This is a genomic window from Candidatus Nitrosocosmicus agrestis, from assembly GCF_008389435.1.
In the GTDB taxonomy this organism is placed as follows: domain Archaea; phylum Thermoproteota; class Nitrososphaeria; order Nitrososphaerales; family Nitrososphaeraceae; genus Nitrosocosmicus; species Nitrosocosmicus agrestis.
Window position 1 is genome coordinate 82,136 of the sequence record NZ_VUYS01000010.1, and the last position, 20,549, is coordinate 102,684.

General features: G+C 33.2%; 17 protein-coding genes. 10 read left to right on the forward strand and 7 right to left on the reverse strand.

Going from position 1 to position 20,549, the window contains the following annotated elements:
• The first annotated feature begins 512 nt into the window (after positions 1 to 512).
• Both F1Z66_RS08105 and F1Z66_RS08110 read left to right on the forward strand, forming a co-directional pair.
• Positions 513 to 1,064 (forward strand): MarR family winged helix-turn-helix transcriptional regulator, encoded by a 552-nt coding sequence (locus F1Z66_RS08105; protein ID WP_159357370.1) that lies wholly within the window; start codon positions 513 to 515, stop codon positions 1,062 to 1,064.
• A 71-nt stretch (positions 1,065 to 1,135) separates the two neighbouring features.
• A complete protein-coding gene (locus F1Z66_RS08110) occupies positions 1,136 to 2,782 on the forward strand; it encodes an MFS transporter (protein WP_149863108.1) in 1,647 nt (548 codons plus the stop codon).
• A gap of 541 nt (positions 2,783 to 3,323) precedes the next feature.
• Here the strand turns inward: F1Z66_RS08110 and F1Z66_RS08115 are convergent.
• Positions 3,324 to 4,415 (reverse strand): serine hydrolase domain-containing protein, encoded by a 1,092-nt coding sequence (locus F1Z66_RS08115; protein ID WP_149863109.1) that lies wholly within the window; start codon positions 4,413 to 4,415, stop codon positions 3,324 to 3,326.
• Positions 4,376 to 4,534: a hypothetical protein gene (locus F1Z66_RS08120; RefSeq protein WP_195907508.1), complete on the reverse strand. Its 159-nt coding sequence runs from the start codon at positions 4,532 to 4,534 to the stop codon at positions 4,376 to 4,378. Before F1Z66_RS08120 ends, F1Z66_RS08115 begins: the two co-directional genes overlap by 40 nt.
• 587 nt (positions 4,535 to 5,121) lie before the next feature.
• Here F1Z66_RS08120 and F1Z66_RS08125 point away from each other — a divergent pair.
• Both F1Z66_RS08125 and F1Z66_RS08130 read left to right on the forward strand, forming a co-directional pair.
• Positions 5,122 to 6,072, forward strand: a complete 951-nt coding sequence (locus F1Z66_RS08125) for an HAD hydrolase family protein (protein ID WP_149863111.1) — start codon at positions 5,122 to 5,124, stop codon at positions 6,070 to 6,072.
• A 440-nt stretch (positions 6,073 to 6,512) separates the two neighbouring features.
• A complete protein-coding gene (locus F1Z66_RS08130; protein ID WP_149863112.1) occupies positions 6,513 to 6,827 on the forward strand; it encodes a DUF190 domain-containing protein in 315 nt (104 codons plus the stop codon).
• 416 nt (positions 6,828 to 7,243) lie between these two features.
• On the opposite strand, the gene F1Z66_RS08135 is transcribed toward F1Z66_RS08130, so the two are convergent.
• A complete protein-coding gene (locus tag F1Z66_RS08135) occupies positions 7,244 to 7,795 on the reverse strand; it encodes a DUF488 domain-containing protein (protein ID WP_201448534.1) in 552 nt (183 codons plus the stop codon).
• Between the two features lie 696 nt (positions 7,796 to 8,491).
• Here F1Z66_RS08135 and F1Z66_RS08140 point away from each other — a divergent pair.
• Positions 8,492 to 8,902: a hypothetical protein gene (locus F1Z66_RS08140; protein ID WP_149863114.1), complete on the forward strand. Its 411-nt coding sequence runs from the start codon at positions 8,492 to 8,494 to the stop codon at positions 8,900 to 8,902.
• Between the two features lie 376 nt (positions 8,903 to 9,278).
• On the opposite strand, the gene F1Z66_RS08145 is transcribed toward F1Z66_RS08140, so the two are convergent.
• A complete protein-coding gene (locus F1Z66_RS08145; protein WP_149863115.1) occupies positions 9,279 to 9,743 on the reverse strand; it encodes a hypothetical protein in 465 nt (154 codons plus the stop codon).
• Between the two features lie 397 nt (positions 9,744 to 10,140).
• Between F1Z66_RS08145 and F1Z66_RS08150 the strand changes: the two genes are divergently transcribed.
• The 3 genes from F1Z66_RS08150 to F1Z66_RS08160 all read left to right on the forward strand — a co-directional run bounded on the left by F1Z66_RS08150 (position 10,141) and on the right by F1Z66_RS08160 (position 13,624).
• On the forward strand, positions 10,141 to 11,583 hold the full coding sequence (locus tag F1Z66_RS08150) for an SLC13 family permease (protein WP_149863116.1): 1,443 nt from the start codon (positions 10,141 to 10,143) through the stop codon (positions 11,581 to 11,583).
• A 146-nt stretch (positions 11,584 to 11,729) separates the two neighbouring features.
• Complete coding sequence (locus F1Z66_RS08155) at positions 11,730 to 13,127, forward strand: cation:proton antiporter (protein WP_230207497.1); 1,398 nt, start codon at positions 11,730 to 11,732, stop codon at positions 13,125 to 13,127.
• 206 nt (positions 13,128 to 13,333) lie between these two features.
• A complete protein-coding gene (locus tag F1Z66_RS08160; protein ID WP_149863117.1) occupies positions 13,334 to 13,624 on the forward strand; it encodes a hypothetical protein in 291 nt (96 codons plus the stop codon).
• A gap of 741 nt (positions 13,625 to 14,365) precedes the next feature.
• On the opposite strand, the gene F1Z66_RS08165 is transcribed toward F1Z66_RS08160, so the two are convergent.
• The 3 genes from F1Z66_RS08165 to F1Z66_RS08175 form a co-directional block, all read right to left on the reverse strand.
• Positions 14,366 to 15,139 carry an adenylate/guanylate cyclase domain-containing protein gene (locus F1Z66_RS08165; RefSeq protein WP_159357372.1) on the reverse strand — a complete coding sequence of 258 codons (774 nt, stop codon included), beginning with the start codon at positions 15,137 to 15,139 and terminating at the stop codon, positions 14,366 to 14,368.
• A gap of 688 nt (positions 15,140 to 15,827) precedes the next feature.
• Positions 15,828 to 17,207, reverse strand: a complete 1,380-nt coding sequence (locus tag F1Z66_RS08170; RefSeq protein WP_149863119.1) for a glycosyltransferase — start codon at positions 17,205 to 17,207, stop codon at positions 15,828 to 15,830.
• A 108-nt stretch (positions 17,208 to 17,315) separates the two neighbouring features.
• The gene (locus F1Z66_RS08175; protein WP_149863120.1) at positions 17,316 to 17,729 is read right to left on the reverse strand and encodes a hypothetical protein; all 414 of its coding nucleotides are present in this window, start codon (positions 17,727 to 17,729) and stop codon (positions 17,316 to 17,318) included.
• A 133-nt stretch (positions 17,730 to 17,862) separates the two neighbouring features.
• Between F1Z66_RS08175 and F1Z66_RS08180 the strand changes: the two genes are divergently transcribed.
• Both F1Z66_RS08180 and F1Z66_RS08185 read left to right on the forward strand, forming a co-directional pair.
• Positions 17,863 to 18,519: an Hsp20/alpha crystallin family protein gene (locus tag F1Z66_RS08180; RefSeq protein WP_149863121.1), complete on the forward strand. Its 657-nt coding sequence runs from the start codon at positions 17,863 to 17,865 to the stop codon at positions 18,517 to 18,519.
• A gap of 749 nt (positions 18,520 to 19,268) precedes the next feature.
• A complete protein-coding gene (locus tag F1Z66_RS08185) occupies positions 19,269 to 20,060 on the forward strand; it encodes a YoaK family protein (RefSeq protein ID WP_149863122.1) in 792 nt (263 codons plus the stop codon).
• Positions 20,061 to 20,549: the final 489 nt, after the last annotated feature.

Below are 20,549 nucleotides of genomic sequence, written 5' to 3' on the forward strand. Positions count from 1 at the left end.
ATGAAAAAAACTATTTAAGGATAGCAAACTAATATTTTCGTATAATCACACCTATATGATTTACCGCTTTAACAAACTTGGCTTTTTTATTATATGGAAGTAAAGTCTTGAGGTTTGGAATAATGTTTATTTTACAAGCTAATACTTTAGATCTTTTTATTGGGAAAAACTGACTGAAACACTCATTCAGGTATCACAATAATTTCTATAGAACTTGGAACTAGGACGAAATAATCCCCTGAAGCCTTCTCGATTGGTCATTGTTTAAAGATATGGAAAATAATTTATTTCCTAGAATATTTTGCCCAATAATTCCGGATTTTGTTCGACCCAGATTACAAGTTTTATTTTCATCGCTCAATTTGAGAGGGCACAAACCAGATTCTGTCTTTTTTATGTTTATCTTTTTTAGCGGCAAAATGTCTAGGTTATCATTTGGTCAAATCTCATCCCATCATATTTATATTTTGTATGCATATAATTTATATATTAATAATTAGTATACTATGTATATGTCTGAGTATGGGCCTACAATTAATTATGAAGAGAGTTTCTTATTCTTGATAAACAGGACTGCAAAAGCATTAATTCATACGGTTGATCAAATGTTGCGTGCCAAAGTGGGCATTACCTATGGTCAATGGAGGGTCATTACTGTTCTATTTAAAAAAGCCAATTCTGAAGAAGGTAAAAATAAAGGTCTGACTCAGAGAGAGATTGCTTCTAATATTGGAATTGAGGATTCTACCGTTATTCCAATCATTGACAAATTGCAAAAAGATGGATTAGTTTCTAGACAGCCGGACCGAAATGATAGACGTAATAACCGGATTGTATTAACAGAAAATTCTGATAAAATAATCCAAGACGTAATCACCTACGGGGAAAAATTAAAAAATGTTATTCTTTCAAATATCTCGCAAGACGAATTATCAATTACTAAAAAAACTCTGGATAAAATGTGGGATAACGTGCAATCTAAAATACAGCAAGAATTATTGTTTGCTCGGATGGATGGGGCAGAAATGCCACAAAGGATGAACCGTAGTAGAATTGATGGCTGACGAAAGAATGTATAATCTGCAAACTAAGTCTGCTACTTTTAAATTCCCTTTATCTTGGTAAGGTTAAAACCATGGTTTCAAGTAAAAAAGAGTCTAATCATAATAAAAAAAAGAATTATTACAGGACATTTAAGATTCAATTAACTCGTATTAATGCTACCACATCCAACCAACATGGAGAAAAAATTCCTTTTTATTCATGGAAGGTCCTCATTATCTTAAGCTGTATTGCTACAATGGTAATGTATGCAGAGACTATGTTGATACCTGCAATTCCAACATTAGTTGATAATTTTCATATAAACTATGGATTGTCTTCGTGGCTTTTAACAGCTTATCTTGTTTCAGCTGCAGTCATGACTCCTATAGCTGGAAAACTTTCTGATATTTACGGACGGAAGAAAATATTGCTCATTATAATGCTAGTGTATACAGCTGGAGTAATTGTTGGAGCGATTTCAAATGACATCTACATGATGATATTTGGAAGGACTGTACAAGGTATTGGAATGTCGATGTTTCCAATAGCATTTGGACTTGCACGGGATCAGTTTCCTATCAACAAAATATCACTTGCCCAAGGAATCATAACCTCTATGTTTGCAATAGGTTCTGTGATAGGTCTCTCTGTTGGAGGTATTATAATACACTACTTTGGGTGGAGAATGACCTTCATAACGATAATTCCTGTTGCTATGATACTCTTGTTGGCAATAAAGAAGCTTATTAATGAAAATAAATCCTACGAATATAAAACACAAGTACCAAATACCGGTATTAAAACGAATATTACTCAGAACAAAAAAGAAGTAGACCCTTCTCATATTGGAAGACCTTACAGGTCCGGAAGCAATAGACAGATTGACATAAAAGGTTCAATATTACTTGCAATCCTCATTACTTCATTTTTGTTGGGTATAACGTTATCGCATCCCGATGTCTCTGAAAATGATGTTCTTTCAAATCAAAATACTGTTTCGATAGCCTTATCTTTTTTCGTGGTATCAGTAATATCTTTGATTCTGTTTATAGTTGCAGAAAGACGTGCCAAGGATCCGCTTTTGAACTTTAAAATATTTTTGGAACCACGGATATTGATTTCAAGTATTATAATCATGATTATAGGCTTGTCAATGTTTATGGTGTTTCAGACGATTCCAATACTTGTCCAGACTCCACAACCAGTCGGATTTGGTGGAAATCCAATTGACACTGGACAAATTCAATTGCCATTTGCAATTGTACTTTTGCTGTTTGGACCTACATCCGGGCTTATCATATCTAGATACGGTTCCATGAAACCAACAATAGTAGGTTCTATATTAACAACAATAGGATTTCTCCTCATACTATTGTTCCATTCGTCTGAGGTACTGATATCCGTTGGACTTGGAATCATATCTGCCGGATTATCTTTGGCTGCAGTAGGTGCCATGAATATAATCCTTGTATCTACACCTAGAGAATATTCTGGGGCAACAATAGGGATGAGTAGTATGCTGAGAATTGTCGGAAGCTCTATTGGTCCAGCTTTAGCTGCTATGTATATGCAAGCAAATCAAACTGCAATATCAACAAACGGAATACATCAGCTCCTACCTTCATCCTCTTCGTTTGATCTTATTTTCTTCACAGCGGTGATGTTATCGAGCATGTCAATTTTGATATCGATATTCCTAAAGAAAAAAGTAAAATCTTCAGCCGGAATTATTCCCTAAGAATTTTTAGATACATGGGGATGGATAATCCCTATTTTTTTAAGATATTTTAACCCTATCCTATGATATATTGTTAGGCTTAATGAGTATCTACGTGAGTTTGATACAAGATCTTTTAAACCCTCGAGAACAAGATTAAAAACAAAAAATATGGTTGCTGTCAGATTAATAACAAATTATTAAATTTCTTGTTTACCTATTGTTCTGCAACTAATACTTGGAAACAATGATATTTGTTGAACTAGGTTGCATCCAAATAATTTGAGAGCGTAAAAAGCTGAAAATAAATTTGATTTATCCTAATCTTTATCCATACGGAATTAATTCCGTCGAATCAGATATCAATTACAATAATCATATGAGATATAAAAATAAACAAACTGGTTGTAAGATTTATCCCATGATGTTTCAAAAAGATGATGAAAATTATGTAACCTTTTTAATTATAGTATGACTACTTTAACGCGTTTTCCAATAAAGTAAGTTGATTTGATTTCAGGATCGTCATTTTAATTTATCTGTCTAAATCAATCTACGAGAACTAGTAAAGTAGATTCCATATCAAATTTGCAAACCCTTCTTTATGTAATAGACCAATATTTGCAATATCAATGTCTTTGTGGTCTGCACTGGAGAGCAAAACGATTCCTTTATGAGTCGATGGGTTAAATGCAATTATCGAATTGAATCCGTCGGCAGTTATACCATTATGCCATACTACTTCACTACCATAATTGGTATTTATCATCCGTCCTAATCCGACATAAAATCCCTCACCGCTATTGTTATCTGATACTTGAACATTGTTTGGTCCCAAAAATCCATTGTAGTGTCGAATCAAGTGTGATTCTTGCATAGCTGCGTCCAATTTGGTCTTGATCAACCCAATATTAACTGAGACAAATTTGAGCATATCATTAGCAGTAGAATATATTCCTCCACTGGGGGTCATCACAGGGGCTAGATTCCACATGGGAAGTTCATCTCCATTAATATGTCCCACAGCCAAATCAGATTTCTGTTCCTCTGTTAAAGTAATGCTAGTGTTAACCATACCTAGCATTGATAGAACTTTCTTTTCTAAAAGATCGTCATAAGACATATTCGACTTTAAGGCTAAAATATTATCTAATAACCCCATACCAAAAGATGAATATCCAAATTTTGAACCAAATTCTGTTGAAATTGAAGTATTGGCGAGACCCTGATACAGTTCGGAGGGCAAATATTTTTGAGAACATTCTATTATTTTCATTCGATATTCAGTAGTATGGTTGAGATCAAAGTTATTCCAATAATCTTTACAAAAATTATCTGGGAATTCGGGTAATCCAGCAGTGTGGGTGGCTAGATTTTCCAGAGTCATATTTTGTATACTGTATTTCGGTATCGTCACATTCGAAGGCAAATATTTTTGCAATGGATCATCAAGTTTTACCAGTCCGTCATTTACCATATCAGCAAGTAGTATTGTAGTAAATACTTTTGTGATCGAACCGATACCAAAAATTGTATTTTGGTCTACTTGGGAATTAATTGATCCTGATTTATTACCATAACCATAAAACTGGGTTCCATTTGGATCGACATAACCTAAGATAATAGCAGCGTTCGTACTATTACTGTTGGAGATATGCTTTTGATGGCTTCCTGCACCTCATCTGATATAGCATAATTTGATGACGGATTCAATTGGTTGTTTTGCGGTACAGCTTCTTTTGGATTTGTCGTGCTAAGAAATGATGCATCCACAGGACTTGTCATCCTAGTGGTTAATAATACATTTGAAATTATCACCACGGAAAATAAATCAACAATTTTGTTGAAAAAGGAATTAAAATCAAGATACAACGTGCTAATAGCAATGGAATATATACATACTTGTGTTTTGGGGTCTGCGAAATAAAGCGATAATCTTGAAAGCAATTTGATGTAGTGATCAAATAAGAACTTTGATGAAGAAAGTTAATCATCAAATAAGCTATGTCTATTATTGATAAGAATCGGGAAATTAAAGATAAGAATTACTCATTTTTTGTAATCGATCACCAGCAGATAATTCAAACAAATCGACATTCTTGATATTGCACTATAAGGTACAAGTGCTAACAATACAACCATGCAACCATGGCAACCCTGTGGTTTAAACATTCTCTGTTTTAATATTGTCATAATAAAACAGAATTATACAAACAATTGAATTCGTTTCATAAATTACCGTAATTATGAAATTTTTTAGTAACGATATGGCTTGCAATATGTGTGATACATATAGTTATTTGACATTAATACTAAAAGGCTTTTTATAATTACAAAGAACAATAATCACTGAACCTAAATTGAAAAGAGTCGCAGCCATACTGTCTGATTTTGATGGTACTTTGTGTCCAACCTCTGATTTAAGATCTGGTTACAATGATTCAAATATGATGTCAAAACCGCTTGAAGACGTACTTGTTGAAATATCCTTGACGATCCCTATAAGTATTGTGACCAGCAAGGACTTTGATTTCATATATCCTAAAACCAAAAAATTCGCAAAAATTTTATCCTGCATTTTGGGTTTAGAAACTTTTGTTATGGATAAAAATGAACAAATAAGCCAAGATAAATATTTTCTCAATAAAGACAATGAGGTTGACATAGATACTACCGCTGGTATTCTAAAAGACAATTACTTATTTTTTGAGTATGAAATGGCAGAAATCAACTCTGCTGTTTTAACTGAAACGGCCGCTTATTTGGAAAAAAAATATGGAGAGGTTGGTATTGAAAAAAAGTTCCTAAAAGGCAAAAACAATCTATTAGGTGGAATTACTGTTAATTGGAGGCATCGTGCTGATTGGACTGGATGTAAGAGAATGTATGAAGGGATCGTCAGAGAATCACTTTCCATCGCTTTAGAGAATTCTAAACAGAGGAATGAAAATAGTATTTCAAAAGAAAAATTCGACTATTATACCTCACATCTTTTTATACAGGAATATTCTACTCACCCTTTTGTTGACATATATATTACAAAAGTGAATAAAGGGAATGCATTTGATATTGTTGTATCTAATTTGAGTCAATTTTCGGATATCAAAGGGCAAGTAATATATCTTGGAGATTCTGAAAACGATAATCCTGCTTTTCAAAAATCTGATATCTCAATTGGGATAAGTTCCGATGATAGGTTACGTCCTAATTTGGATTGCAAATATAACATAAAGTTTGAGAATTTGCCTGCTGTTTTAAAAAGACTAGTTGACAATAACTACATTTTTTCAGAATCTCTACTAACCTTCTGATGAATAACAGAATTTCGCCTTACCGAAATGATAGCGAATTCATCGAAATAATGAAGGTGGTTTATTTTTCTGAAGATTGTTGGTTAAATCCTAGGTGTTTATATTAGGTAAAAAAATACTTGATTCTATTCATTTGTTATTGGAGTTACTTGGGTCTAGAATAGATAGTAAATATAGCAGGTAGTCTATCTTGGCATTTACTCTGCTTTATTGACTAACTGAAACATAGACCAAATCTATTTTGTATTTAAAGCAAGGAATTTTCTGACAATTCGACCATGAGTTATTGTTCGTCTTAAAAGGTGCAGGAATGATTGAAGGCAAACAACTCTAAATAGTGGCAATTAATATGATGGATAATGTTCGTTTGTCTTTTTTTTTTGGCACAATAGGGAGAAGAATCTTAATAATTCATTGACTACAATACTAGTTTAATAATCATGACACTAAAAGAAATGATTTGTCTTTCCATTCGAATAAAGAAAAATGATAATGTGAATGGAAAAAGACTGGAAAAGACCATACTGGATTTTTTAATGAAGTCAAAGGTCCTGGGTGCCATAGTTTGGCTTGGAGTAGATGGTTTTGGAAGAAGAGGAAAATCAACAGTGCATTTGGAAGGCTTAATGATAAACCAGCCTATGATGATTGAAACAATAGATGAGGAGGAAAAAATACAACCACTGTTATTACCGCTAAAACAAATGATAGGTGATAATGGCTTTATTACTATTCATAAGGTTCAGGTAGTTTAAGAGTTTTTTTCGTATTCGAATTCAAAGGCCAATTCTATCCAAGTCGAAATAGTTTAAACCTGTTAGTTTAAAATTGCCATCTTTACTCTGTAAATCGAGGCTAACAAGTGATCAAATTTTATTAATATACCTCCCAATCAGATTCTGTTGATGGTAACGAAATTGATAAATGAAATTTTAGTATGAAATATGTGATCATAAATTGCTAATGGTAGATTAAGGATATTCTTTTCTCATTATTAACAGAATAAACTAGAAAACTAAAAGAAATGAGAAAATCTTGTGATGATGATGCTGCATCTTTTCAATCTGATTCTTGTATGAATAGACATGCATTATTAATATAACAAAAATTCCGACAATGTTATTAGTAACCGCAACTTTTGAATAAGAAAGTTTTGAATAGTATCGTTACCTTACAATTTAGGATATGTGACTAAATTCTCATCGATTGAATGACGAGCAAAAGGGGTTACTACATGGAGGCTTGGACGAGTACTGGTATTATTTCTTATAATATCATAAACAGGAGTATTTTTTACTATAATAAGGTAATCTGATATTAATCGCCTATGACAGCGCCATGGCACTGCTTCGGAACACATAATGGCAAGAGAACCCCTGCGATTTGCTGTTAACGAAAGTAATTTTTCTATTCCCTCTTTAAATGATTTTGTTAACATGTAATTTGCATAAGATCTGAAGGACTTGTTTTGCCATCCTTCATTATTGTATTTCTGAGATGCAGCAATGTTGTTTCGCCTTCCTCCAAGTTTTTCAATATGTTTATAGTAAATGTGTTTTGTTAAGAGTTCTTTGGCCAACGTTTCTTTATTAAATTGTGGAAAAGATTTAGAACCCGGATATCGTCTTACATCGACTACTGTATCTATCTGATTGTCCTTTAATAGATGGACAAATTCATCTAATTCGCGATTTGAATGTCCTATTGTGAATATCAGAGTCATAAACATGAAATCAACCTGATTGCAGATTTTTTTTAAATGATTTTACCCCAGAAAAGCCACATAAACCCAAGCATGATCCTCTTTTGGTCTTGATATTCATTTAGTTTGTAACTCCTAGTCCCTTTAAAAAATTTAAAGGGTGTAAATTAATGATCACACATTAAATAGTATGTTATATAGCTTATATTGCTTTTATAGGATAGAACTATAATTTCGCAAGAAAATATGGTCCTTTTCAATAAAAGCGTTTTTGAATATGATTCATAGATGAGTTAAATTCTAAAAATTCTGTTAGGTTCCTTGATATAAATCCCAATACTAGTTCCAGGACCAAGTTATTTTTGTTTATTATGACGACATGGCTTTTGGTAATCGTTGGATACGGATTATAGACATTTGTAACTCTTTCCATAGAGTCTAAAAATGAATATATTCATACATAGATTAGAATCTAAATATTATTAATAATGAATCCGATTGGAGTCATATTATTACAACTTCTGAATGTATAACCTAATTCTCACGATGTTTAATGTATGGTCAAAAAGGGAAATTCATAAAAACTTTTTTTTTGATGCTCTGACTACCCTAAATTATTTTTCTCTGTTAACTTACCCAAATTACATCTAGTTACGATCTCATCCCTTACCCATTTAAATACTTAACTTTCTATAGTTACTATTACAAAGTGATTTAATGTTGATAGGAAATCAGTGTGATTCAAACTGCAAAGTTCATTATGAAAGGGAAGGACATGGATCCTCCTACCAAGGTCATATCAAGTATGGTGGACATTGTGAATGCAACAGTTGTGGATGTGAAACAATGCATCATGGTAGTAACGCTAGTTGTTCAAGTTGCAACAGTGATCCAATTGAAGGTGCAAAAAGACTATTAGAAAGCGCATTCTTTGAAGCTTTAAGAGAAGTTCATGTAGAGAAAATAAAGAAAATAATTGAAAGAGATTGGGGAAATAATATAGACCAAGCGGCTGAGTTAGCAGTCAGAACAATCGAAAAACAATGGCAAACTTCGTTATCTACTTCATCCCCGAGTAAGGAGTTTTATGATGAACTAAAAAAGATAATGACATCAGGTAATAAATAATTATTAATGATGTTCATAAAGTAAGCAAACCATACTTTTTTTTGATGATTTAATGTAGCTAAATCTACTATCTTTTCTTTTTTTAAGACTATGATATTTGATAAGATGGCAACAATAGTGGATTAGTTAGAGTGTGATTCTTTCTAACGGAGATATACATTATACTAAATATAATCTTACTCTATCATTGGGATTTTTCTACAAAGTACACGGTTCAATACATCTGCCATACATACACGAAATCTAACAACTCCATGTAATCCTATGGGTAATTAAAAGCGTAACCAATCTATGCATTATGCCAATTAATCTTATTGGATACATTGATGTTCTGAAACTCTGACTAAGCAATCGGATATCTGAGAAAGAACTTTTCTTATTTTTTAATTCTATATAAATTTCTGCGTGAAATTATAACAGTCTTGTTATCTCTTAGGCGCTTAATTTTAAAATCAATGGACAATATACCATATTTTTCATAATTTTCTTCCCCTTTCTTATCAGATATTGTATACTCAACTTCCAATTCTTCTCCTGCATCGACTTCACCTATAAATCGGGTGTTCCGGTTATCCCATGTTGGGTCCCCGTCCATTCCATACAATAGCATAACACAATTTGAAAAAATATCTAGTCTAGTCATCTCACCTTCCGCTCGTGCTATTATGGCTCGACCGGGCAGAAGCATATTGCTTTTAATCCCTTCCTTTAAAGCAAGTTCAGGATTTTCGTGTAGAATGTTTTTTGTCTTCGCAAATGATAGGTATTTGTTAAAATCATTTTTATCAATACAGATATATGATTTAAATGTCTGTCCTATTTTAAACTCTTCAAATTTCAAATACTGTTTTGAAAACTGATATTCGACAATATATTTTAACTACTTCTCAACCAAACAGAATCAATTTAATTCAATAATATTGAACTGGGGTCCTAATGGTAAACTTTCCTGGAGTTTTGAAAACTCCTAATCTGTTCTTCAATTTTAGAATAGAAGAGAAATTGTATAAATTGATTTCTTTTTTTATATAAATTCAATCAATGGATCATGTGAATTGCTAATTGAGTCAAATTTGTTACGTGTACAACTAAACCCGTATACTGTGCGGAACTTAATCCTGCCAGAGGTATTATAGACTACCTAAAACTATTTCAAACAAAATAAGGTATATAACGACTCCTATTTCTTTCTATATATGTATAAAAATAGCGTTTAATATATTCAAATAGTTAAAAACATGCACAAAAAATATTCTATTGGCATACTCTTAATTGCCACTTACATTGTTATTATTTTTACAATTCCGCCTTTGGTATTTGAAAAGAGTGTTACTCCCATCTTAGCTGGCATCACGGTAATTATGGTTGCGATCTACGTTTTGCTCGGTTTAGATATTGTGCACAGAACTGTCATTGCAATGTTTGGAGCCATCTTATCCGTTATACTGGCTATCATATTAGGTTCTATGCTATCTGAAGACAGTTTACACTTTGTAGTAGAGTCTATTGACTTTAACACAATCGGCCTACTACTTGGAATGATGATCATGGTGGCTATTTTAGGCGAAACAGGGGTGTTTCACCAAGTTGGGATAAAACTCGGCAAGATTAGTAAGGGGAATGTTTGGATATTGATGGTGTTACTATGCACTTTTACATCTGTCGCATCGATGTTTGTAGATAACGTTACTACAATTTTGTTGATGGTTCCTGTTACAATTTCTATTACCCGAACTCTAGGAATTAATCCAATTCCATTCATAATGGCTCAGGTTTTAGTTTCAAACGTTGGAGGTGCAGCAACATTAATTGGAGATCCTCCAAACATCCTGATTGGCTCTGCAGCCGGTATTGATTTTAACACTTTCTTGATATATATGGGGCCAACTATTGCAATCCTTTTTGGATTTTCTCTATTGCTGATCAAACTGTTCTTTAGAAAGGAATTAAGCGGTGAACAAAAATTGGAACAGAAGGAAGATGTTCAGGAGTTAATGCATAGAGACGAAGATGTAATTGTAATACATCATAAGGGATTGTTAATAAAGTCTCTTATTGTATTAGTAGGAGTAGTTATTCTGTTCTCCTTACAAACTATCACACATTTAGAAGTGTCCATCATTGCGATTGGCGGGGCTGCAGTTTTATTAATCATAAGCAGAATTTCATTAGAAAAAATTCTACATGAGGTTGATTGGGCAACTTTGCTATTTTTTGTAGGCCTTTTTGTCATAGTAGGAGTAGCTGAACATGCAGGTTTGATTTCCGTACTTGCAAAATTATCAATTGACATTACCGGAGGTGATCCGTGGATTACCTTCGTAATGGTTATTTGGTTATCTGGGATTGCAAGTGCTTTTGTAGATAATATTCCATTTACCACTACTATGATTCCTTTAATTCATACGCTAAATGAGGATCCCTCTATCGCTTCTTCGTTTGGACCTGAAAGCGGTTTTCATACTAGTCCCTTATGGTGGGCCTTAGCCCTTGGAGCAGACTTGGGAGGTAATGGCACGTTGATTGGGTCAAGCGCAGGAGTAGTTGCTGCAGGATTAAGTGAAAAATTTGGGCGCCATATCTCATTTACGAGGTGGATACGTATAGGTTTTCCATTCATGATTGCAACTCTGGCAATGGGAACCATAGTTCTTTATGGATTGCTCTCGCTAATTCACTGAGTGAATGAAATATTATTATTTCCCTGTTGTTTACAGCAAAAGTACAAACGGTGAAAATTCATTTGGAATATGTTAAAATCTCCCATGGCTTTAATCCACCTAATTATTTTATAAAAATTTAATAAACATACCTAAAATTATAAATTATGATGGGGATTACTAACTATATTTTATTATTTGTTATTGTCTTTAATGTAATTATTTTTGGGCATTTATCGGGATTTCAAAATATTTCATTAGTTTTTGGATTAGACACACAATTAAATTCTTCACTGCCTCCATCAATATCACAAACGAATAATGCTCCACTAGAACTACTTGTACAGGACTTTGCCGTTATTATGATAATTGCCACAATAATGCTATTTATTACTCATAAATTAAAACAATCCGCGGTTATAGGATATATTATAGCAGGTATGGTTATCGGCCCGTACACTCCTCCTTTCTCACTAATTCATAATATAGATACCCTAAATGCTTTTGCAGAGCTCGGTATAATAATGCTGTTATTTGTAATTGGAACCGATTTTCCAATTAAAAGATTAAGATCTGTGGGACGAATTTCAGCGATTGTCGCGGTAGTAGAATCCATGGGAACACTTTTGATTACATTTATTGTTGCACAATTTCTAGGATTCTCTTACTTTGATTCGCTGTTTATTGCATTGGCTTTATCCATCACAAGTACAGCAGTTACGATAAAAATATTAGAAGAGCTTAATATGATAAGGGATACATCAACAACATTATTGCTTGGTATATCCATAGTTGAAGACATTCTTGCAATTACAATATTGGGTATACTACAATCAGTTGCTGCGCAAGAAGGAGATATGTCATTTGTAAATATCATTACATCAGTTTTAATTGTTGGTGCATTCATAGGCGGTACCTTAATCATCGGTTCAAGAATAGTTCCAAAATTGGTGGACAGAATAAGCAAAGTAAATGATTATGCAATGATACTAATCTCGATTCTGGGTCTAGCCTTCTTTTTATCCTTTTTGGCCAAATCTATTGGACTCTCTGTTGCTACAGGTGCTTTTCTGGCTGGAGTTCTTATAGCCGAGGCTAAAAGCTCTTCTGTTGCTCGTGTAATTACCACTCCACTAAGAGACATGTTTGCTGCCTTATTTTTTATTTCCATAGGTGCGTTAATGGATGTATATCTTGTTCCTTCCTTCCTGATACCTGCTCTCATTCTTATCGCCGTATCGGTTGCTTCAAAATTCTTTCTAGTAAGTGGAATTCTTTCCTTGGCCAAATATGGAATAACTACTGCTATTAGAACGGGTATAGGGATGTCTGCTGCAAGGGGAGAATTATCTTTGGTTGTGGTCAAGGCCGGACAGGATGTTGGTGCTATTTCCAATTCAGTTTTCCCAGTATTGGGTGTTGTAACTATTCTTACCACCTTCATAACACCATATCTTTTGAAATTAGGAAAAATTGTCAAGTTTCCTTCAGACTCTGTTAATCCTGCTACAACTACTAAATCAGATAAAGATGACAATAGTGCCTCTAATTCAAATAATGCCTAAAGTACCCTACACAACAGTTAATAATAGTAATAAAGTCTCAGTGAGCTTTCAAAAGTTTCGACATGATGGATAATAGCAAAGAGATGATCAAAGCATTCAAACTAGGCTAACAAAGGTGTGTCAAACGACTCTGCCTTTGCAGCTCTTGCATGTATTACATATACTTTAAAAATAAGATACTATATTATTAATTGGAACTATTTCAAATGTCTGATAATGATTCCGAATTGGACACGCTTGACCATGGAACAATGGAATTTATGAGATGGCTAGTATGCAAAGATACAAATTCTGGGAATTCTTTGATAACAGTCAAAGACTATTTTGATAACAAATACGTCATTTTATATGATAATAGTATTATGAATAATGTTATTGTTAGTTACAGGGACGGCTTGCCTTTATGCGTAACCTGCAATACTGATGATTGCGGTCATGTTGGATTCGCAATTTGTTTGAAGCAAAACTATGACCGCGATGATCATTTTGTTATTTGAGAACTGTTATAGTTTTATAATGTTCTAATGCTACATATGACTGCTTGAATAACATCCGGCTTTTTAAAAAAATTATTACTTTCAAGATATCAATTTAATATAAATTCTAAACCTAATTCGATCTGTTCTTTTGTTGACGTGTAGGTTCATCTGAAAGAAAACCTGAATCGAAATCGTTTTGTGAACCAAGCTTAACAAGAGTTGTTTTTGGGTTAAGCAGTGGATTTAGGTCATTGTTACAAAAGACTTGCCTTGAGATTTTTAATATATTGGAAAAGACTAGACTAATTTCCTTCCTAATGTTAATAACAGGATTAGAATGCAAATTCAAATACAAAGTTAATATCATCAAACGCATTAAACTATTAAATAATTTTACTACAATTTGAAGAAATCTTATCTTGGGTCTGAAGAAATCTCCAAAACGATTTTTGTGTTGGTGGATCGGAGGCCTTTATCAAAGACGGGAAGAGTACTAGAGATGGCAAAAAAGTGCAAGGAAGAAGTTGTCGAAATTTATATTCTGTTTTTCTTGTTATTTAGAACGCTTGTCACAACATGGATAAGAAGGACTATTAGAATATGATGTTAAGTGGATGAAAGTTTGTTTAAAAGATGTTGTATTTCTGGCTAGTGAAGGTAATACTCAGTTTGAGGTAATGGTGGACGTGATTCAAAATTTAATATAGAAGCGGTGCGTGGTAATCATATCCAAACATATTGACAATAATCTAGCACATGTCAGTGAGTAAATTTTGTAGTATATACCTCATAAGTTTTTTGATTGTGCTTGTCAATGTATTTCCAGTCCCGATTTTCTAGGGAAACTTTTTCAAATTCAGATCTTGTTTTGGGATGCAGTAATCCATAAAAGGCTCCTCCCAAAGAAATCCTGTTAGGGGAGGTAAGGGATGTTATTTTGGATGCAACGTTCATGACATATCCTATTAAATCAATTTGGGAACTTTTATCTTTTCCATATTGAATAACAATGTTTTCTCCTTCAGCCATTCCTATCTTGATCTGTAGATCAGGATAATTGTGACGGCGAAAAACAGGATTGATATCATTTCTGAGAACTGAGAGCATCGATTTAGCACAGATATAGGCCCTATCACATATCAGATATTTATTAAATCCGGAAGGGAAAAATGATATGATCGCATCGCCGACATATTTTAAAACAAAACCTCCATAACTTTCTATTACCGATGATAATTCGTGAGAGAATGCTTTAATTATGGTAACAACCTTTTCTGTAGGAAGAGTCATGCTCATTTTGGTAGAGCCAACTATATCAGCATACATTATAACAAGGTCAACTTTGGAATTTACATGGGGAAGTAAGAATTTTTGACCTCTGTCAACTGACGTATTGTATTGATATTTTTCACTTAATACACTTTCCAAGCGCCCCTGGCGTAAATTACATAGTGACTTAAAGTCCAAGATACTGTCCTCATCAAGATTTTCATCTTTATCACTAAGATTTTCGTTCTTATCCGAACCATTCATAGGCATACATCCTTTTCCATGGATTATACTACTGATTAATTCTGCGATGCTAATTTAAGTATCTTATTTTGATTTATCGATATAGCAGTCCATACATACTTTTCTACTGCTTACTACTGCACTTGCATTTCCGACTCATTAAATTGAACTTCTTGATTGATTTGGTTTGAGAATAATACTTGTCAAAATTAAAGAAACTTTGATTACAGCGGAATAGATCTATTGTCTAACTCGTACGAATATCCCTATGTTTTCTCAAAACCCGCATCAATTTTGTTGATTTTTAATTTGTCACTCGACTATTGTTAATTTGACTTCGTCTCAAAGGATATGGAATCGTACATCGGATAGAAAAATGAAATGCTAAATCTAAATTCTTCTATAGACCTATTATTGCAAGCTGCTGGTTAAACTATAAATCAACCATTGTATGCAATATACTGAATGTGGTTTCTATTATTGATAGGATGTTTCACATCCTCATCAGCACCAGTCACCAAATAATCTTGTTTATTTGTTCACTTTTTATCATTATGGATGACAGGTCAATAATACATAGTTATTAGATTTTTTTTAATTTAGCATTACGAATCGAAACCTAATACATAAGTTTTCATTATAAAAAATAGAATGGAAAAAGAGAACAAATTGGAATATAATCGAAAAGGTTTTTAATTGTCGAGCTAAATTAGCGTCTTGCTAATTCGGCTGATATTGAGTCCCTAATTTTCCAATTGGAGTCAAATACATTTTGATGATTAAATTCCAAATTGTATAACAACCGGCTAACAATCAATTGAAATTGTCTCTTGTAATTTGTTTCTGAAAACTTTCTCGATATATTGCGTATCCTGTTACTTTCCTTTGACATATTTTCCTTTGACATATTCGCTAATAAAGATATTATTTTGGTTGCATCTTCCAATGATTTGTATTGATATTCCATTGGAACGAATTCTGTTTGTCCTCCTTCAGCGGGAACAACTGGAATTAATCCAGCACTCATCGCTTCAACTATCGACATTCCAAAATGTTCACCTTCTCTTGGATGAAAAAAGATTTTGCTTTTTTTCATTAACTTAACTAATTCCTCAAAGCTGACATCAATATGCAATTCTACAATTTCTGAGACATCCAGTTCAGCTATCAACTTAATCATGTCGTTATAATAGTTCTGATAGTGGGATTCTAGACTGCCTGCGATGGTTATCTTTGCACTAATTTTTCTCTCTTTTAATAGCCTTGCAAGATAAATGGCATTCTCAATTCTCTTTGTTGGTTCGATTCTACATACGACTAGTATGCAGATTTCATTGCTAGATGCTGATGAATCAAGATCCTGATCGATTCTTACTTTTGAGATAATGGTATCTACATCTACGGGGGGACTTAAAACAAGAATATCATTTCTATCATATTCTTTTTGTATAGCGGCTTTGCTGTAATTAGAATTAGTGATCAAAAAGGAGTCTGTGATCATGCGATCATAGGTCGTTTTCGCCCAATCCACATACTCTTTCTTGCTATTTTCACTATCGTAAATATGATTTCCAGATCTAGTAACCATAGATTCAACCATTTGAGACATCATTTGGTTGGGATTTTTGTAAGCTACTTGAGATGTTACTTCAAAGCTTGGATTGGTGTAAGAATGCAATCTATCAATCTTGAGGTGATAAGTCAGATATTCGGTATCCTTGCTTTCTAAAAATAATTTGGCAGAAGGATAATGACAATAAACAATCGTATTTTTAGCATTTAAGGAAGGGTGGAAATATGGATCAATATCACCGTGGGTATTAATAACCAAGTCATAGTTATTTAAATGTAAGTTGCGATGAATACTTTGCTCATCAAACGTATCCAATAGGTTGATTTTTCTGATTTTTTTTAGTATTGACGCTAAATCCTTTCCAAATGCATTTTCTAATTTGGATAAGTTGGGTTGCTCTAGCGTTGTCAAATCCATCTCTACTCCCATCTCATACAATGCTTTCATGGTAACAAGGGTAAAACGTTCACCCCCTCCGCATGGATTCAGGTTTGAATATACAAAATTTGCTCTCAATTTCTTCACCTTATAGATTTAAAACAGCAAACGGTCTCAATTGGTGCATCTACTGTATCTTGTAGAAAATATAAAGAAGTAAGAAATACTTGAGAATTCATGTTTAGATCAGCTAATCCTTATTTTTCTGTGTAGTTTCTTCCTATATACGTACTTGAGTAACGACCTGACAACCATATAAGTTAATAATCCGCCCACTACAGGTGTGCCCAAGACCATTAGAATGTCATTTGTACTGAGAGCATGTAATTGAGGTATTCCATTACCGGACGCTTCTGGAGATGAGGCTGCTTGGACTTTGGAACGTGCCATATTAAAAGATTGATACCAATTATCTATAGCTTGCAAATGTCCTTGTTGTGCGTGAACTACAATACCATTGTCAGATATGAATGTCGAAGGAATCAGTCCTAATACAGAGATAAACCCTAATGACAATAAGCTACGTAGTGATTTTATTTTTTGAATGATTTGACTTTGACTTGTGTTGATGATTCTAGTTACAAACTTTTTTGTGTTCATAAAGAGACCACCGATATTATTTGTATTAATTTTTGAATATAAATTTTACTTCCAGTAATTGCTCTTACATTCCGTTAGAAAAAAATATAAATCTTAATTTAAAATACACCTTAAGGTGATTTAAGCAACTAATATGACACCATTTGATAACTTTCGCCGGTTTCGGGAATTTATTGATAGAGATGATGATAACCTGACTAGAAGGCGATTTTGGAACTTGTTTGATACCGATCCCTTTCAAGAGTTTGAAGACATGCAAAGAGAGATCCATGTGATGTTAGATCAGTTTGATAAATTTGCAAGGGGCACTTTGAAAGAGTTGATAAGTGATTATGAAGCACGCGATGAATCTAAAATGAGGGAAAGTGATCCCTTTGTATATGGATATTTTTTGACCTTTGGATCTAATGTAAAACCAACAATAACAGAATTTCGAAAGGTTGATCCAAAATATTTACATGCTGGAGGAGGAGGAGTAGGGAAGAAGAATATTGAACCCAGGGTATCTGTTGAAAGAGAACCCTTAGTAGACATCAATAGTACAGATAAGGAAATAAAAGTTGTATTGGAAATACTAGGAGTTGATAAAAATAATATAAAGATAACCGCATACAAAGAAAAAGTAGAAATAGCAACTAATGACTGCCAGAGAAAATATAATATGACTTTTAATTTGCCAGAAGAAGCAGATATTGATACTGCAAAAGCGACTTATAATAATGGAATACTAGAAATGACTTTTAACAAAAAAGGTGCAGGAAATATTGGAAAGAAAATAGAGGTAGACTAGATTTAAGAGATTAAATTTTTCTTATCTTTTTTGAATCAATGAACAGTTACTGTATTGTGTTAATAATTATACCTAAAATGTGTTTGGCTATTATGATAACAACTTTATTTCCCTTGTATGACGACTTGACTGTGATGTTTTGATTAGCGTCATTAGGCAAATCCTTTTTTTCCATCTATCTTGTCGTGGTCGATTTAAAGCCTACTTTTAACCTCATTTATTATTGGTGATTATTTGTTTAAAATACTCTAATTTTTTTATCTTTTTTATTTACATTATCAAACTTTTATAATTCATCTTTCAATTACATTTGAACTGATATGCCTTTAGAAATTTCTTATCGATTTTAAATAATAAAAAGTATATTATTGACTGTTGCTTTTTCTGGTCAGCATTTGTACTAACAGCTCTATGTTTTGAGTTCAGTGTGTATGAAAATAGGATTAACCCTACACCTTCAGATCCGAAACTGCTTGTCCGTAAACAATATCAAATACTATACATTGTGAATGATAAATTCATTTGCCAGCTCAATTGTTTATATCTTTTGAATTGATGTACGGAGAAAAGACTAAATTTAAATGACCATCCTAACTTGTTATGTTGATTCTAAAGGTTTATGCTAATTCAATAAGCTTTGATATTTTTTGCACTTGTAAATTCATACATGTCATGAAATATTTTCAATATTTGCGTTCATTTCGATCTGCATCATCTGGATTTAGATGGACGGTTGATTAGTAAAGGGAATGAGTGATCAAAAAAGACAATCTTATCGGATCTCTGATCGCAATAGAGATCTATTGTTTGTAGTTTTAACTTGTGTTTCAGGAACAGTAGATGCACTGGGTTTTTTTGGACTAGGTGGAATTTTCATATCTGCTTTATCAGGTAACACAGTGGTTTTAGCTGCATCGTTGATACAGGGAGAATCTACAACAACAGTATTGGGGATTTCTGTTTTTATCGGTTACCTATCCGGAGCATCTTTAGCCGCCTTCCTTTTCAAAAGGAAGTCAAAAACTGAGGTGGGATGGGATATACAAGTAACTTATATTCTTTGTATAGAGTTGATAGTATTGATATTCTTGTTCACTCAAGCATATTTTCATATTTTTGATTCCTCTTTTAACATTAAATCAATCTTGATGGTTACCACAGCCTCCTTCGGAATGGGAATTCAATTTATTTGTGCAAGACATGTAAATCGGATTGGAGTGATCACGACTATGATTACAGGCACCCTGTCCAACGCAATATATAGATTAATCAATAGAGAAGGACATTTTCTATCTATCGCTGGGAAAGATATTGAAAATTCGTCTGAGCCTAAAAAAATTGCTATATCAAAAATGGACTCTCAGAGAAGAACAACCATTTATCTTCTGACGGTATGGATGGGATATTTTATTGGTGCAGCCATAATGACTCTGTTTCTTATTCATTTACCCCTGTATGTCGCTACAACTTTACCCATTGCACTAATGATTTTCATTTTTTCATATGCAATGTTAAACCAAAGAAAGTTGCCAAAACCCTAAAAAAATTTCTTAATATGGTTATAAAGATGGTCCATACCAAATATTGCAGTAAAATAATACAAATCTAATATGATTTTATATTGACTATCTGTATCTAGATAAGTAAATAATCTAAAAACAAAGCCAGAAAGGGCGAATTCAACTTCTTCTTTATCTACATCATGAAACTGCACGGTAAATTTGTGTTGTGGTAGTGCAGCCGTTTAAAGCAACCAGTACATTTCTATTGGATTGGCACCGTGAACACCCCTTAATAGTATATAAGCTCAGTAGTTGTCAAATAAAAAAGAAAGACTTTGAGTATGATCTTTGCATGCTCAATCAAATCCAGTCATTGTATCGCCATCATATCCTCTATCGATCCATCTCACTATAGCATGAAAATGAACTGAGGTATTTGAATTGTCATGATTGCATCCATGGTTCCAAAAAGGCTTACAGGTCTTTTTAAAATGCCTATTTCATTTATCATTACTCTTTATGAATGCC